The following is a 16685-nucleotide window of genomic DNA, read 5'->3' as shown; positions in this document are numbered from 1 at the left end:
TATGTGTTTGAGGCCCTAACAAAAGCACATCTTTATTTTTTCGATTTAAGCTGAATTACAGTTTTATCTTTTATAATGTTTTGTATCTTTAGAATACTTAAATCATCGTAAAGATGAAGGATGTGCCTTTGAGCCCAACGGTTTTAGCTTTTGCGCTATTAGTTATTTCTAACTGCTTTATGACACTTGCATGGTATGGGCATCTTAAATTTTTGCACCATGCCCCACTCTGGCAAGCGATTTTATTCGGTTGGATTATTGCGCTGCTTGAATATAGTTTTATGATTCCGGCAACTCGTATGTTGAGTGCACAAGGCTGGTTACTCGGCGAAATGAAAATTACACAGGAAGTGGTCACACTGATTGTGTTTGTACCGTTTATGCTTTTCTTGTTTAAACAACCATTTAAACTGGATTATCTCTGGGCGATGGTATGTTTATTTGGCTGTGTCTACTTCGTATTTAGAAGCCAGTAAGCTGCAATGGCTTGTGAATTAAATGATTTATTCTATTTAATAACAAGCCATAGTTAATAGACGTACCTATTTATTTAGCTGAGTATTTACACGCTTTTTTTAGAATTTTAGAAAATTGCTGATCTCTTGGTGTTGGATCTTCATAGTCAAAAGCATAATTACTGTCTGTTGTGGTTGTACTCAAAGCGCCGTCCGGCTCAAAATTAGACATGGCATAACCATAGGTCTGATCATCACAGTAAATACGATATTCAGTAATTGAATATAAATTTCCTGCCTCAGTTGCACCAAGATAATAACCAGTCATAAGTACAGGCTCTCTTTCATCAGTAGCAGATGTTCCAGTGACGATAAATTTTTCTTGGACTTTGCCAGTTAATGCTCCACTTTTGATTTCACCCTTATAACCTTTTTCTTTATTTAAATTTTTAATGGTTTTTTGAAATTCATCGATATTTAAATTTACTAAGGCCGGATAACTCGTTGTTGTGCAAAGTGTGAGTGTTACGACTCCAAGAAATTTTTTCATTATTAAGCTCTTATTGATTTGATTAAGGGCGCTATATTAATAAAATTTGAGAATGTGTCATTGTTAAACCATGACATTTTTTGATGAGATTAAAAATATTCGCAGTGCTGATCAGTTAAATTTTCGTGAGATGAAAAATCAGTCTATAATAATGGGCTTCCGAACCATTTAAAACTTGGCTCTCGTCGAGATTTATCTTCTTTTACTTTTGTCTCTGGAACATTAGCAATGAATGCGGCCGCAGCACAAGACGCTCAACCTCTCGTTGGAATTATTATGGGTTCTCAATCTGATTGGGCAACTCTCGAAAACACAGCCAATATGCTTAAACAGCTTGGTGTCCCATTTGAAGCGGAAGTGGTATCTGCTCATCGTACTCCAGATCGTTTATTTGAATATGCAGAAACTGCGCGTGATCGCGGTATTCAAGTGATTATTGCTGGTGCCGGTGGTGCAGCGCATTTACCTGGAATGTGTGCCGCAAAAACTGATTTACCAGTTTTGGGTGTGCCAGTTAAATCATCAATTTTAAATGGCGTAGATTCTTTGCTTTCAATCGTACAAATGCCAGCTGGTATCGCCGTTGGTACTTTAGCGATTGGTCCAGCTGGTGCGACGAATGCTGCAATCATGGCGGCACAAATCTTAGGTTTAACTCGTCCTGAAATCGCAAAAAATGTTGCTGATTTCCGTGCTGCGCAAACTGATAAAGTTGCAAGCAAAAATATTCCGGGTCAGGTGTAAGAGGCTGAGATGGATAAAACTATCGGTATTTTTGGTGGTGGGCAACTGGGTCGAATGATGGCTCAAGCGGCGTTACCATTAAATATTCAATGTACTTTTTTTGAAGCAAATACAGATTGTCCAGCAGGTGTTTTAGGCCAAGTCTTTTCTAGCCAAGATGAGCAAGGCTTAAAGCAGTTTATTGAAAGTGCTGATGTTTTCAGTCTTGAGTTTGAAAATACGCCCGTTGAAGATGTGGATGTTTTAACACAAACCAAAGCATTGCACCCTCCCCGTGTTGCTTTAGCAACTGCGCAAAATCGTTTGTCAGAAAAAGCTTTATTTGATGAGCTTACTATTCCTGTTGCGCCGTATCGTGCTGTAGATAGTCTAGAAAGCTTGAAAAATGCTGTTGCTGAGCTTGGTTTGCCGATTGTGCTTAAGACTGCAACTGGTGGATATGATGGTAAAGGTCAGTTTGTACTTCGTTCAGAAGACCAGATTGATACTGCTTGGGCTGAACTTGGTCCTGCAAAAAGTCTAGTTGCCGAAAGCTTTGTTAAATTCTCTCGTGAAGTTTCAATTATTGCGGTGCGCGGCCAAAATGGTGAAGTAAAAACTTGGCCACTGGCTGAAAATCACCACCATAATGGCATTTTGTCGCATTCAATTGTTCCGGCACCGAATAGTGAAGCTTTGCAACCTGTGGCTCAAGACTACATTACTCGTTTGCTGAATCACCTCAATTACGTTGGCGTGCTTACTCTAGAGCTGTTTGTAACAGAACAAGGTTTATGTGCAAATGAGATGGCACCACGTGTGCATAACTCAGGCCACTGGTCAATTGAAGGCGCTGTTTGTTCTCAGTTTGAAAACCATATTCGAGCTGTTGCAGGTCTTCCATTAGGTTCAACAGACGTTGTTCGCCCAACGGTGATGATCAATATTATTGGTCAGCATCCTAAAACTGAAGATGTACTTGGCTTAAATGGTGCTCATCTACATCTTTATAACAAGTTAGAACGTGCTGGCCGTAAGTTAGGCCATATCACTTTAATGCCTGTGGATAGTAATGAATTGACGACATTATGCCGTCAATTGGCAGAAATTTTGCCTGAACCGCTCGCTTTAACAGCTGATATGACCCTCTAAAGTATTTCTAATTCTCTAAAAAGCGATCTTCGGATCGCTTTTTTTATCTTTTGAATTTAAAAAATAATAAATCCTGAGTAATTTTTTGTTTGTGGATAACTTTTTATGGGAATTTTTGAATTTAAATATTGATGGTGTTTTTAAATTTAAAAAGCAAAACCTGATTGTTTTGAATTTAAAGCTAGTTATCCACAGGAGAATTTGATTTATAACGGATGATAGAGTCTATGGTTTTTGAATTCAAAACTAATGGTGTTTGTTGAAGTGTTTTAAATTTAAAATAATGCGGTAAGTTTGAATTTAAATTATTGCATGATTTTTGAATTTAAAAGTATAGATTGTTTGGTTGGTTGGATTTTTCGTGTCATAAAGACTGATGAAATATAGAATGGAATCAATAAATAGTGCTGTTTTTGCTCGATTGTGGATAAGTTTATCCACAGAAACGCCTGCATTATAGTTTAAATTTAAAGTAAGACTTTTGAATTTAAACTATGCGTTATTATTTTGAATTCAAAAGTGGTGATGCCCATGGGGAAAGTTTTAAATTCAAAATAAAGTGAGAAATTTGAATTTAAAACACTGGAAATGAATTTAAAGAAGAGATTATGAATTCAAATTTACGTTTTCTCTCTGAAATTTTAGACTCATAATGGTATGGTACTTAAAAATTTAAATTCAAAAATTGAAACTGGGATAATATGCGACGTTTTTCTTGTATTGTTGGCTCTGTATTTTTAGCAATGACTCAGGCTCAAGCAGAGCTCGTAATTAATGGTTCTACAATATCTAGCAATGCTACTGTTCCTGTAGTAACTAGCGAAGATTATACGCCTAATAATAATTTCCAAAGTTGTTTGGCAAATTTACGTTCTCAAGCAATTGCTGCGGGAGTCTCGGGCACAACTTATGACCGTTATACTCAAAACTTAACTCCAGATTATTCAGTTATTGATAAATTAAACTATCAACCAGAATTTTCGACACCAATTTGGGATTATCTTTCTGGCTTAGTCGATGAAGAGCGTGTTGAGCTTGGAAAACAAAAACTGGCGCAACATCGCGATGTTTTAAATCGAGCTTCTCAAACCTACGGCGTGCCACCTGAAACAATTGTGGCAGTGTGGGGGGTAGAAAGTAATTTTGGTGATATTTCTGGAAAATATCCTTTATTACAAGCGCTCGGAACTTTAAGTTGTGAAGGTCGTCGACAAAGTTATTTCCGTACTGAATTTTTTGCCACCATGCGTATTTTACAGCGCGGTGACTTAACCGAAGATCAATTGAAAGGTTCTTGGGCTGGGGCATTTGGACATACGCAATTTATGCCATCGACCTATGAACGTTTAGCTGTTGATTTTGATGGAGATGGTCGTCGCGATTTGGTATCGAGTACTGCAGATGCATTAGCATCAACGGCTAATTTCTTAAATAAAGCCGGTTGGCAAACCGGAATGCCGTGGGGGTTTGAAGTAAAAGTTCCTCAAGGCATGTCAATTGATGGAGAAGGGCGACGCTCAAAGAAAGCATTAAGTAGCTGGAGTGCGCGAGGAGTAACCCGAATTGACGGCTCTTCACTTGTTCAAGGGGCTTTATCTGGCAGTACTTCGGCAGGTTTAATGGCACCGGCAGGTGTAAATGGTCCAGTATTTTTAGTATTTAAGAATTTTGATGCTATCTATAGTTATAACGCTGCAGAAAGTTATGGTCTTGCAATTGCTCATCTATCTGATCGTTTAAAAGGAGCTCGTCCTTTTGCAACCTCTTGGCCAACTGATGATCAGGGAACTTCACGCGCGGAACGTCGTGAAATCCAACAATTTTTGATTAATCGCGGCTACGATATTGGTGCAGTTGATGGTCTTATTGGGGATAAAACCCGTGTCGCTATTCGTCAGGAGCAAACTCGTTTAGGTTTAAGTCCAACAGGACGGGCAGGGCAACAAATCTTACGTGCATTCCGTCAAGAACAAGCCCAAAAAATGATGCAATAAACTGAAAATAATAAAAAAGGTCTGCACATGCAGACCTTTTTTATTAAATGCTTATGTAAGATTGCTAATCTAATTTAACCGCTTCTAAAATATCAAAAATAACTGAAGTGACATCTTGGCTTAAATCTCGATCATTAAAGATTTCATACGCAGTGATCGTAACATCTGTATCACTTGGTAACTGCTTTTGTTCTTCTTCAATTAAATGTTCAATCGGTAGCAGAGTCTGTTTCACTTCAAGATGTAGAATATCTTTATATTCAATATTTTCATCTTCCAGCTCAATTTCATGCTCATTGAAAAAGGGGATTAGAATAGAATGAAGATACGGTTTGATTTCAATAATATCAAACAGTTCAATGTCACGCGTTTGTTCAATTGTGCTGATATGATCATTTACTTCAATCAGGATATGATAGTAACTCATCTTCATCTCCATTCTATTTTCGTTAGCTCTTATAGCCACAATAACATGACTTTGATATGAATTTCGATGTATCTAATTAGAAATAGATACATCATTTTATATCAAGTTCTTAATTATTGAGGTAAAGCACTTAATAGATCACGATCAGCATCTGTAAGACCAGTGACTTTTCTGTCACCATCTTTACGTACTGAGTACATCAATGCATTTGGTTGATCGCTGTGTTTTAAGCCAAGTGCATGTCCTAGCTCATGAGCAATTGTTAAACGTAAATCATCAATAGATTTAAACTCATAAATCACAATTTGCTTGCCATTATAGATACCTTTTTTAAAGACATCAGCTTGAGCATTTTGCTTAAATTGGGTCAATGAATTGTTGAACTCATTGTTGATTTGGTTAAAGTGAGTAACTTTGACATTTAAATCTTTAGCTTGCTCATTATATGCAGCAATTTCTTTCTTTAAAGCAACAGTTTGTTTTTGCAAATCTTTCTGAGTTTTAGCCAAAGATTTAGCACTGTATTCAGGTGCTAATTTGCCTTGGTTAAGCTGCATCATTTGCTCGTCAAGATTTTTCAATTTGCCATTCAAAATCTGCTTTTTATTTTCAAGGTCAGATTGAGTTTGGCCAAGTGTTTGTTTCAATTGCTTAATTTTTTGTTGTTCATCAACTACACGTTGCTGTTCTTGCTGAAACTGAGCTGCAATTTTTTGACGCTGTTCAGAACGACTTTGACCATTATCGTAAACTAGACGAATTTCTAACTTTGCATTTGGATCATAAGTAAAATAATCCTGACCAGTGCCTTGTTTCCAAATATCAGCAGCTTGTTGGCTAATTTGAATCAATTGATCTTGGCTTAAACCAAAACGGGGGTCAATTTCAGCAATTTTATAAGTCAGATGCTGACCTGCATTTTGCTGAATTTGAGTGTGAGCTGGAGTAGCAAGATTAGCATTAGCCTGAAAATTAGAAAAAGCAAAGGCAACGCCTAGTAACAAAGATGTTAAACGCATAATTGACGGGAGAGATTTTAAAAAAAACGTATTATAAGAATATAAAGTGAAAAATCAATCAAAAAATGTACAATTCCGATAAATAAATGAGACTTTAGTCTCATTATTTTTTACCAAATGCCAAATTGTTTTTTAGAAAAAGTTTAATATTCTTTGTTTAGTGTAGTTTTTTTAATCATTTAGCTTTAATGATTTTCCTTAATTGAACTATAAATTGAGCCTAATAAATCTAAATCTGAATCTGTTAATTTGAAATTATAGATATCTTGCTCTTTTAAACGGGGATACATTAAAGATTTAGGATCCGTGGTATGTTTTAGTCCTAAAGCATGACCAAACTCATGAGCAAGGGTCAAACGTAAATCATTTAAAGAGGCATAACCATAAATTTGAATTTGGTTTTGGCTGAATAAGCCTTTATGAAAGGGTTGAGTACTGGCTTTTTGTTCTAGCTTAAATTGTGTCATTAAAGTTGTTAAATCACTTTGCTCTTGATTTAGTTTTCTAATTTTTTTATTAAGTGATTGAATTTTAAAATTTAAACCATTTGATTCATTTTGCAGATTTCCAGACTTTTGCTGTAATTCATTTTGCTGCTCTTTTAACTCATCGGCACGATAGTATCGATGTTCCCCTTGATTAAAGCGTGTTACGTCTCGTTGATATTGCTCAAACTCAGCTTTTAGGCTGACCTTTTTCTTATTCAAATCAGATGATAACTGATCAACTTCTTGTTTGTTTAAAACAATTTCTTCATTTTTAATGCGCCATTGTTCCTGCTTTTGCATGAGTGCATTCAAATTTTCCTGTTGCTCGCTTTTCATCATTTGATGATCATCATAAATTAAGTTAATTGATAACTCTGCTTCAGGATCATAAATAAAATAGCTTTTTCCAGTCTCTTTGTGCCAGATTTCGGCAGCTTGTTGGCTAACTTCAATAAATTTTTCTTGAGTTAATTGAAACCGTGGATCAATAAAAGCAATTCGATACTTTAAAGGTTGATTAGATAAACCCCTTGGTAGATTACTTTGAGCAAAAATCGTTGTTTGAAAGCCTATGCATAAACATAAGCTCAATCCCCACCATAGAATTTTTTTCATGGCAAAATAAAAAATATAAATAAAATCCTATTGTTAGCTACTTAATTTAATTCGTCAAAATGATAAAAAGTACAGGAGAGTGGGAGAGCTTTGTGATCTTGGTAGAAAAATTTAAAAAGATGTTTTTAGACTTGGCAATAATGGAATAATTACTGGAATAAGTAACAGTGTATTTTAGTTTATAAAATCTTTTTTATAATGAATAGATTAGTTTTTATGATTGACTTTTTTGACATTAAATTTTTTTAAAATATGCTGAAAAACACATTGTTATTTTTTGTAACTAATAAAAAAACCGCGCCTAAGCGCGGTTTTTTTATTGATTAATAGGTATATATAAATTATTTGGGGTTGATACTACAGGATAGAATTTTTCTACTCTTTGTATTTTGTTGAGCTGTGGAATTTGAAAAGCATTTTTCAAGCTTTCATGTTTCCATTCAGGCCATTTTTTAACTTCTTCCTCGATTCTATCTAAGTAATCTAGTAATACTGACATAATTAATTTCCTTTTTTTCTTGCTTTTGTAATAAGAGCTTTCAGATCAGTTGTCATAGATATTTCTCTTTCTAGATAAGAAACAGCGAGGAGCGGCATTCTAACAGAAGCTTCCTGCATTTTCCAAAATATAACATCTCCTTCCTTATCTTTTCTTGTTATAGCATATCCGCTACCAAGATTTGTAGAAAAAAGATTAAAGAAGCTACGAGGGCCTACTCCAACAAAAGCTTCAAAAATCACCTTAGTTTTTTGAGATGAGTCTAGTGAAATAGAATCTGGGTGAAATTTAATAGCCTTGCTTTTAGGATAGGGTTCAATGTATATAACTTTCTGAACTCCAGAGGCGATGATATGTTTTGCACAATTATGGCATGGAAATGTTGTACAGAATAATGTTGTATTTAGTGTAGGTATATTATTTCTAGCACAAGCTAGTAACGCTTCCATTTCAGCATGCACTACCCGACCATATTCCGTAATATCTTTTATTTTACTCTTAGCTAAATGCTCTTTTAACTCAGTTAATTCATCTGAATTTAGTTTATCAGTTATGGATGAAGGTAGATTGCTAAGTATGTCTGAAATAATTTCTTTTTTTTCCTTAACATTTGAATCTACTCCTATTTTATAGTCTCTTCCATTTTCGAGATCTTCTACTTTTTTCTTATCATTATTATATATTGGCCAATATAATCCTCCTCCTGCTTTAGGGATATCGTTAGCACCTGTTGAAAGAATATTTGAATTTTGTGTAACAACAGCTCCTACCTGTCTGGATAGATCTGCTGATCTTAATGATGCAGAAAAAGCCATATACATAGCATATTCATCAAATGTAGGAGTTATATAGGGGCTGCCAAAAATTAAGTCTAGTATTCTCCAAATATCATTATTTAACTTATCAGAATCTCCATCTACATTTATAAAGAAGTCTGATAGATGAAATGTATCAGCAGTATGTTGTCCATTTTTTATAGTTTCATCTGCATCTCTTTGAATTAATTTTAATGCATCAGAATTGGGAATCAGTTTAGTTTCTTCTAGATATGATAGCCTTCTTTCCTCACTAGAAAATACACTAATTAAAAAGAAGCCATGAGAATAAATTTTTCTTAACATCTGAACTTCTTCAGGGTGTTTTAAAGAATTAATAATGTAAGCGATTCTTTTTTCAGGTTTATCTCTAGAAGCTCTTTTTCTAGATATAGTGGCAGAGATTCCTAAAGAAGTAGCTCCATTAAACTCTTTTCTTAAATCATTCCCACGATCCATCAAATAGGAGATTCTTTTATATTCATTATCAAAATTAGGAAGTGGATCAAATAGATCAGCAATAATATCTTTAGATACCTTTATATGCTCAGTAGTATATCTAAATGCTTTTAAACGACTTTCTAATATTTTATATATATTATCTAAGTCAATGCCAATTGCGCCCACAAATGCAATAAATAATTCAGAATCATTGTTTGGATTCAATATATCTTCATAATTCATATTTTTACTTTTGAATAGTTTTATATAATTTTAAATAGTTTGTTTTAAATATCAATAAAAAAACCGCGCCTAAGCGCGGTTTTTTATTAAAGAAACAAATTATTTTTTGTCATCTTTAACTTCAGTAAACTCTGCATCTACAACGCCATCATCAGCTTTTTGTTGACCTGCATCGCCACCTTGGAATGCATTTGGATCAAAGCCTTCTGCACCACCAGCTTGCTGTGCTTGTTCATAAGCACGTTGAGTGATAGGCATTAAGATGTTTTGTAAAGCTTCAGTTTTAGCTTTGATATCGTCAACATCATTTTCTTTGGTTGCTAATTCAAGTTCAGAAACCGCACTACTTACAGCTGTTTTTTCATCTTCAGTAACTTTATCACCAAGATCTTTAACTGCTTTGTTCGAGCTTGAAATCAATGCATCAGCTTCGTTACGAGCTTTTGCAAGTTCTTCAAACTTACGATCTTCTTCAGCATTCGCTTCAGCATCTTTAATCATTGCTTCGATTTCAGCATCAGACAAACCTGAGTTCGCTTTAATCTGGATTGATTGCTCTTTACCAGTGCTCTTATCTTTAGCAGATACTTTCAAGATACCATCAGCATTGATGTCGAAAGATACTTCAATTTGTGGCACACCGCGTGGAGCCGGTGGAATGTCGCCTAATTGGAAGTTACCCAACAATTTGTTTTGTTGAGCCATCTTACGTTCACCTTGGTAAACAGAAATGTCTACAGCAGGCTGGCTGTCAGCAGCAGTAGAGAACACTTGTGATTTCTTCGCAGGAATCGTCGTGTTTTTCTCAATGATTGGTGTTAATACACCACCCATTGTTTCAATACCTAAAGTTAATGGTGTTACGTCTAATAAAAGAACGTCAGTTTTGTCACCAGACAATACTGCACCTTGAATCGCAGCGCCGATTGCAACTGCTTCGTCAGGGTTCACGTCTTTACGTGGCTCTTTACCAAAGAATTCTTGTACTTTTTGTTGTACAAGTGGCATACGAGACTGACCACCAACCAAGATTACGTCAGAGATTTCAGAAGTTGAAAGACCAGCATCTTTAAGCGCGATACGGCAAGGCTCAATTGTACGAGCAACTAAATCAGCAACCAAACCTTCAAGTTTTGCACGAGTTACATTGATCACTAAGTGTTTAGGACCAGTCGCATCAGCAGTGATATATGGAAGGTTGATTTCAGTTGCATTCGATGAAGAAAGCTCGATTTTTGCTTTTTCAGCAGCTTCTTTCAAACGTTGTAACGCAAGTGGATCATTTTTCAAGTTCACACTTTGTTCTTTCTTAAATTCTTCAACCAAGAATTCAATTAACGCGTTATCAAAGTCTTCACCACCAAGGAAAGTATCACCATTTGTTGATAACACTTCGATTTGTTGGTCGCCATCAAGGTCTGCGATTTCAATGATTGATACGTCAAAAGTACCACCACCTAAGTCGTAAACAGCAATTTTACGATCGCCTTCTTTTTTGTCCATACCGAACGCAAGTGCAGCAGCAGTTGGTTCGTTAATGATACGTTTAACGTCTAAACCAGCGATTTTACCCGCATCTTTAGTTGCTTGACGTTGAGCATCGTTAAAGTAAGCAGGAACAGTAATAACTGCTTCAGTTACTGTTTCACCCAAATAGTCTTCTGCAGTTTTCTTCATCTTTTTCAAGATTTCAGCAGAGATCTGTTGAGGTGCTAATTTTTTGTCGTTTACTTCAACCCAAGCATCACCATTGTCAGCTTTGATGATTTTGTAAGGTACAAGACCGATGTCTTTTTGTACCGCTTGATCTTCATAACGACGACCAATTAAACGCTTAATAGCGAATAATGTATTTTTTGGGTTAGTTACTGCCTGACGCTTAGCACTTTGACCCACTAAGATCTCGCCATCTTTATAAGCGATGATCGATGGAGTTGTACGTGTGCCTTCAGCGTTTTCGATTACTTTTACTTTATCGCCTTCAAGTACAGCAACGCATGAGTTGGTAGTACCTAAGTCAATACCAATAATTTTTGCCATGTGACGTTTTCCTCAAAAATTCTTTTGCAATGTTTTTGCTTGTTATCCGATATGAGAGTGAATCTATTTTTTTCAAGCATTTTAGCTAAAAAAATCTAAAAAACTCTCAAAAATTTACTTATTGACCGACCATAACCATAGCAGGGCGCAATAAGCGGCCATTTAAGGTATAGCCTTTTTGTAAAACCGTACCGATTTCATTCGCTTTAGCATTTGGATCAATACCAACTGCTTGATGTAGCTCTGCATTGAAACCATTTTTAGTATCAGCTTCTACAACGCCAAATTTTTCAAGCGCAGTTAACAGCGACTTCAACGTTAATTTGATCCCTTCAAGTACAGGTGTTTCTTCATCACCCGCCGCTTGAATTGCGCGCTCTAGATTGTCTACAGAATCCAGTAATTCTTTTGCAAACTTTTCAAGCACAGTTTCCTTATGCTTTTCAGACTCACGTTGAATACGCTCTACACTTTTTTGTGCTTCGTAGACAGCATTCGCTGTACGTGCTTTTTCAAGTTTAAGACTTTCTTCTAATTTAGTGATTTGCGCTTGTAAAGATTCAACGGTAACGTCGTTTGCTTGCTCTACACCTTCAGCCTGAGTTTGCTCATTAGATTGCTCTGCTTGCTCGTGTTGAATGTCTTGAGCTTGCTCGTTTTGCTCATTAGCCATTGATGATCTCCGTTTAAATGGGTTTTTAAACATGTACAGTCCTTTTGGCATCAGCATTTACTGGGTAAAACCTGAACTGCCATGCATATGCTGTAATTCATTAATAGAGATGAAGTATGGGCATTGCCTAAAAATTCAAGCGTACACGGCAATTTAAAACTTTTAATTTTGCGGTTTTAAGTAAAAATCTAAATTTTCGATCATAAAAGCAATAAATTCCTGCGTTATTTTGGGTAAATGTTGCCTCGATGCATATACCACCGACAAACTTAATTCCGGAGCCGAAAAGTTTTTAAATAGAGGAACTAGTCGTTTTTCTTTTAAATCTTTTTTAACTAATAGTGAGGGCAACATTGCTATACCTTGGGCATGTAGACACATGTCATAAACAGCATTTACATCATTACTTTTAAAGGTCACATTTAAAGGATAATTCTGCGGTTGTTGCTCTTCATCAAAAAGAGTCCAATATTGATGTTGGCTATGGTGAGCTAAACATTCATATTGAATAAGTTGTCTTGGATGAGAGAGGGGACTATGCTCTTTTAAATAGTCTGGATGGGCACAAAATACCGATTCGATCTGACAGACTGGTCTCGCAATTAATCCATCTGCAACTTTTTGCGTTATACGTAAGGCTAAATCGACCTGTGCATCAATCAAGTCAATTGTATTTTCAGTAAGATATACGTCAAATTGAATATGTGGGTGCTGCTTTTTAAATTGACGAATACATTCCCCAACACCTAATTGAAATAAAAATAAACCACAGGTAAAGCGAATCGTACCGTTATGTTGTTCGGGTGCTGCCAGCTCTTGTAGAAGTTGTTGTTGCTGTAAAATATTTTCGCAGTAGAGTAGGGCTTTTTCACCGGCTGGAGTGAGAGATATTTTTCGTGTATTTCTTTGAAATAGTCGAGTTGAGAATGTGTGTTCAAGATGCTCAAGATAACGAGAAACCATCGCACGGGAATAATTCAGGTGTTCTGCGGCTTTGGTTAAATTGCCATGCTGAGCAATAGAAACAAAGACGTGTATGGCTTTTAATGTATCCATATGCTTTATCATTATTACAATATATGCAACAGTTTATCTTAATTTAGTGCGTTTATCTTACAGAAATTGCAATTTAAAGTATTCCTCATGAAATTGGAGAATACATAATGAAATTTTTTAAATTAACTGCTTCAGCCCTAGCAACTGCCACCGCTTTGACGATGGCTTCCTCAGCTTTTGCACAAGATCTAAAAATCCAAAGTTTTCTGGCTAAACCCCAGCATTTTGGCGTGACTTCTACTTTAATTGAAGGCGATAAAGAAGTTCTATTGGTCAATGCGCAATTCTCAAAATCTGAAGCATTACGTATTGCTGCCGACATTATCGATAGCGGTAAAACGCTAAAAACAATTTTCGTAAGCTATGGCGATCCAGATTATTACTTTGGCTTAGACGTATTTAAACAATACTTCCCAAATGTACAAATCATCGCAACGCCGGAAACTGTTAAACATATTCAAGATACTCAAGCACTCAAAGTGAAGTATTGGGGTCCACAAATGGGTGCAAATGCGCCTAGCCAAATTATTGTGCCTCAAGCTTATACTGCTAAAACTTTAAAGCTTGAAAATGAGTCAATCGAGATTAAAGGTAAGAAAGAACTTACTTATTTATGGATTCCTTCTTCAAAAGCAGTAGTTGGCGGTATTCCTGTATCTTCTGGCATTCATTTATGGATGGCAGATACACCAAAAGTTAAAGACCGCAATGAAGTAATTCAAACTCTAGAAAACATTAAATCACTTCAACCTCAAACGGTTGTTCCTGCCCATATGGTTGAGGGAGCTCCACAAGGTTTAGATGCGGTTAACTTTTCGATCGACTATTTCAAAAGCTATGAGAAAGCTGCTAAAGTAAGTAAAAATGCGAGTGAGCTAAGTCAGCTCATGCAAAAACAATATCCAACATTAAAGAGTGTGGATAGCCTAGAGTTAGGTGCAAAAGTTGTAAAAGGCGAGATGCAGTGGCCGTAATTTAAATCGAAATAGAATAAGTTTTTATAGAAGCCGTGGTGTATACCCGGCTTTTTTAATGGAGAAACTGAATTTTTAAGCAAAAAACCTCTGTAACATTCTACATACCTTATATAGCGTTTCTATAAAGAGAATTTTTTTGAGTAGAGCACAAGGCTAAGATAAAAATTAAAAATTGATAAAATTAAACAAAAGCTTAAGTTGCTCGGCTTGTATAAAAGATTGAGTTCGGGGTAGGGAAGCGAATTTAATAAAAAATTGCACAACTTGTACTTCTATTACTACAAAAGACAACCAATGATACGCACGCCAGAAAAAAAAATTGTGAATTATAGGCAGCGCGAAGATGATCTTTGCATTTAAGTGTTTGTCGTAATGAAAGGAAAGCGATTATGAAAAAATTAGGTCTTATCTCTGTAGTACTTGCTGGTGTTGCTTTTACAGCTGTTGGTTGTGCATCTGAAGCTGGTTTAAACGCATCAGGTTCTGCTCAAACAAGTGCTAGCCCATCTGGCGTACAAGCTGGTGTAGGTGTTGATGCGGGCGTTTCTGGCCAAGCACAACCAGGTCAAGTTGATGCTGGTGCTTCTGGTTCTGTTTCAGGTTCTGCAACAGCTCAGTAATTCTTAGTGATAAGAATAGTTAAAAGATTATAGAGTCGTATATTTAAGATGCCGATTTATATATGAAATGAGCTGCTACTCATTACTCTATAATTAAGAGAGTTTAGAATTCTCAAAAAAGCCCCAAAAGACGTAGCTTATTGGGGCTTTTTATATAGTAATGAATTTAGTCATCATGACGAGAATCTCGATGATTATGATCCCTATCTTCTACTCGTTTTTTATCCCATTCGTGGCGCCTTTTATCGTCATCACGGTGTTTTTTATCTTCGTCATGGCGTCTTTTATCCCATTCATGACGATTTCGATCCTGTTCGCGAGCAACTCTTCGTTGTTGTTCATATATTCTTTGACGTTCTTCCCAACGTTTCCGTTCCCAATCGTTATATCGACGTCCATCATTACGATCATAGCGATTGGTATCATGATCATGGTAACCATAACCGCCACGATAAGAAGGGTCATCCGTATAAGCTACACAGCCTACAGTTAAAAGACTGGTTGCTAATAAAGTAACAACTAGTTTTGTTGACATAATCGTACCTCTTTTTGTCTGTTAACAATAATTGGCAAAAAAGTCCTGTTTTAAGTGACAGATTTGTTAATGACATTTGCTTTAAATCAGATTAGCGTAATTTGGGTTTTACCTTTGTATCTTGATTACGTGAGTTGTATGCGAATATAGTCAAACAACAACAGAATTCTGTAGAAAATATGAAGGATAAGAGGAATTCATGGAGATAGGCATGACAGCATTCAATCAAAAAATTCAAACATTGCTAGAAAAGGGCCAAGGGCCCGCTGCTCGAGCTCTTGATAAGTTACCTCGATTAGCTCAAGAATCACTTGCCAAAATTCTTGGATATTCTTACCAATATCCAGATCTCGACTCATTTACTAAATGTATGATGGCTGTACAAATTAAACAGGGTCATATCGGTTTCGTTGGTTCAGACCCCATTGAGTCTAGAAGACAGTTCGATACCCAAATGCTGGCTATACGCCAGAAATCAACAGATATCGATTCAGTAGAAGATATTCGTTTACCTCTCCAAAGCGGAACCGTTTTCGCACGACACTATCATCCGGCACCTAATAAAAAATTACCTCTTCTTGTTTTCTACCATGGCGGAGGATTTGTTGTTGGTGGATTAGATACTCATGATGAGGTTTGTCGTATATTGGCAAAATATGCAAAAGTACAAGTACTCAGTATTGATTATCCTCTAGCACCAGAGGTTTCTCCTCAGCATTTAATCCAATCTTGTGAAGATGCTTTAGCTTGGGTATATCAAAATCGTAGACAGTTAAAAATATTAAAAGGTCGAATTGCGGTAGCGGGGGATAGTGCAGGTGGAAACATCAGTACAGTCGTGGCTCAAAGATCAGTAAATAAACCTTATGCTCCACAAGCTCAACTTCTTATTTACCCTGCAGTTGATTTCAAGAGCCGACATCCATCCTTCTATGCTTATAACGCAGGGCTGGTTTTGACAGATAATGATATCAATAATGTCACTCAATATTATGCAACCCAGCATAACGTAGAATTAGATGACCCTATTATTTCGCCAACATATGGAAACTTGAAAAAGAATCCACCGGCTTTCGTGATTACTGCTGGGCACGACGTATTACATGATGAAGGAAAAATCTATAGCTATAAGCTACGCCAAAATGGCGTCAAAATGCATTATGAAGAATACTCAGATCAAACTCATGGATTTATAAATTTGACGCCTATTTCTAAAAAGGCTAAACGTTACACCATTGAGTTCAGTAAAAACTTTAGAAAATTCTGGGATAAAAATAGCTAAATAAAAAATTGGTCCATGTTTCACGTGGAACGTGGACTCATACACAAATCTAAAATATAAGGCTTTAAATAAAAGATAATA

General features: G+C 36.1%; 16 protein-coding genes and 1 pseudogene. 7 read left to right on the top strand and 10 right to left on the bottom strand.

Annotation, left to right across the window (positions count from 1 at the left end):
* The first annotated feature begins 113 nt into the window (after positions 1-113).
* On the top strand, positions 114-476 hold the full coding sequence (locus F935_RS15330) for a DMT family protein (protein ID WP_016139717.1): 363 nt from the start codon (positions 114-116) through the stop codon (positions 474-476).
* A 70-nt stretch (positions 477-546) separates the two neighbouring features.
* Here F935_RS15330 and F935_RS15325 read toward each other — a convergent pair whose 3' ends face one another.
* Positions 547-1005, bottom strand: coding sequence for a hypothetical protein (locus F935_RS15325; protein ID WP_016139716.1), 459 nt, complete (start codon positions 1003-1005; stop codon positions 547-549).
* 228 nt (positions 1006-1233) lie between these two features.
* On the opposite strand from F935_RS15325, the gene purE reads away from it, so the two are divergent.
* From purE to F935_RS15310, 3 genes are all read left to right on the top strand, one after another.
* Positions 1234-1749: a 5-(carboxyamino)imidazole ribonucleotide mutase gene (gene purE, locus F935_RS15320; protein WP_002115451.1), complete on the top strand. Its 516-nt coding sequence runs from the start codon at positions 1234-1236 to the stop codon at positions 1747-1749.
* 9 nt (positions 1750-1758) lie between these two features.
* Positions 1759-2880, top strand: coding sequence for a 5-(carboxyamino)imidazole ribonucleotide synthase (locus F935_RS15315; protein ID WP_016139715.1), 1122 nt, complete (start codon positions 1759-1761; stop codon positions 2878-2880).
* A gap of 701 nt (positions 2881-3581) precedes the next feature.
* Positions 3582-4874, top strand: coding sequence for a lytic murein transglycosylase (locus F935_RS15310; protein ID WP_016139714.1), 1293 nt, complete (start codon positions 3582-3584; stop codon positions 4872-4874).
* Between the two features lie 64 nt (positions 4875-4938).
* On the opposite strand, the gene F935_RS15305 is transcribed toward F935_RS15310, so the two are convergent.
* From F935_RS15305 to F935_RS15270, 8 genes and pseudogenes are all read right to left on the bottom strand, one after another.
* Positions 4939-5313 (bottom strand): hypothetical protein, encoded by a 375-nt coding sequence (locus F935_RS15305; protein WP_080645631.1) that lies wholly within the window; start codon positions 5311-5313, stop codon positions 4939-4941.
* Positions 5314-5414: 101 nt separating this feature from the next.
* A pseudogene (locus tag F935_RS15300) lies at positions 5415-6424 on the bottom strand (M57 family metalloprotease).
* Positions 6425-6505: 81 nt separating this feature from the next.
* Positions 6506-7423, bottom strand: coding sequence for a matrixin family metalloprotease (locus tag F935_RS15295; RefSeq protein WP_016139712.1), 918 nt, complete (start codon positions 7421-7423; stop codon positions 6506-6508).
* Between the two features lie 316 nt (positions 7424-7739).
* Positions 7740-7922 (bottom strand): hypothetical protein, encoded by a 183-nt coding sequence (locus F935_RS15290; RefSeq protein WP_016139711.1) that lies wholly within the window; start codon positions 7920-7922, stop codon positions 7740-7742.
* Between the two features lie 2 nt (positions 7923-7924).
* Positions 7925-9421, bottom strand: a complete 1497-nt coding sequence (locus F935_RS15285) for an anti-phage dCTP deaminase (protein WP_016139710.1) — start codon at positions 9419-9421, stop codon at positions 7925-7927.
* A 99-nt stretch (positions 9422-9520) separates the two neighbouring features.
* The gene (dnaK, locus tag F935_RS15280) at positions 9521-11461 is read right to left on the bottom strand and encodes a molecular chaperone DnaK (protein WP_016139709.1); all 1941 of its coding nucleotides are present in this window, start codon (positions 11459-11461) and stop codon (positions 9521-9523) included.
* 118 nt (positions 11462-11579) lie between these two features.
* Positions 11580-12134 (bottom strand): nucleotide exchange factor GrpE, encoded by a 555-nt coding sequence (gene grpE, locus F935_RS15275; protein WP_016139708.1) that lies wholly within the window; start codon positions 12132-12134, stop codon positions 11580-11582.
* Between the two features lie 162 nt (positions 12135-12296).
* Positions 12297-13190, bottom strand: a complete 894-nt coding sequence (locus F935_RS15270; RefSeq protein WP_016139707.1) for a LysR family transcriptional regulator — start codon at positions 13188-13190, stop codon at positions 12297-12299.
* Positions 13191-13297: 107 nt separating this feature from the next.
* On the opposite strand from F935_RS15270, the gene F935_RS15265 reads away from it, so the two are divergent.
* Together F935_RS15265 and F935_RS15260 are read left to right on the top strand one after the other, a co-directional pair.
* The gene (locus F935_RS15265; RefSeq protein WP_016139706.1) at positions 13298-14164 is read left to right on the top strand and encodes an MBL fold metallo-hydrolase; all 867 of its coding nucleotides are present in this window, start codon (positions 13298-13300) and stop codon (positions 14162-14164) included.
* Positions 14165-14556: 392 nt separating this feature from the next.
* Positions 14557-14787 (top strand): hypothetical protein, encoded by a 231-nt coding sequence (locus tag F935_RS15260; protein WP_000733015.1) that lies wholly within the window; start codon positions 14557-14559, stop codon positions 14785-14787.
* A gap of 166 nt (positions 14788-14953) precedes the next feature.
* Here F935_RS15260 and F935_RS15255 read toward each other — a convergent pair whose 3' ends face one another.
* Entirely contained in the window at positions 14954-15322 is a 369-nt protein-coding gene (locus tag F935_RS15255; RefSeq protein WP_016139705.1) for a hypothetical protein, read from the bottom strand.
* Positions 15323-15533: 211 nt separating this feature from the next.
* Here F935_RS15255 and F935_RS15250 point away from each other — a divergent pair, with 211 nt between their 5' ends.
* Complete coding sequence (locus F935_RS15250; protein ID WP_035366340.1) at positions 15534-16604, top strand: alpha/beta hydrolase; 1071 nt, start codon at positions 15534-15536, stop codon at positions 16602-16604.
* The last annotated feature ends 81 nt before the right edge of the window (positions 16605-16685 follow it).

The sequence above is a fragment of the Acinetobacter calcoaceticus ANC 3811 genome, from assembly GCF_000399665.1.
Taxonomy (GTDB): Bacteria; Pseudomonadota; Gammaproteobacteria; order Pseudomonadales; family Moraxellaceae; genus Acinetobacter; species Acinetobacter calcoaceticus_B.
The sequence above is the reverse complement of the archived record's forward strand: the minus strand, read 5'-3'. Positions and strand labels throughout refer to the sequence as shown.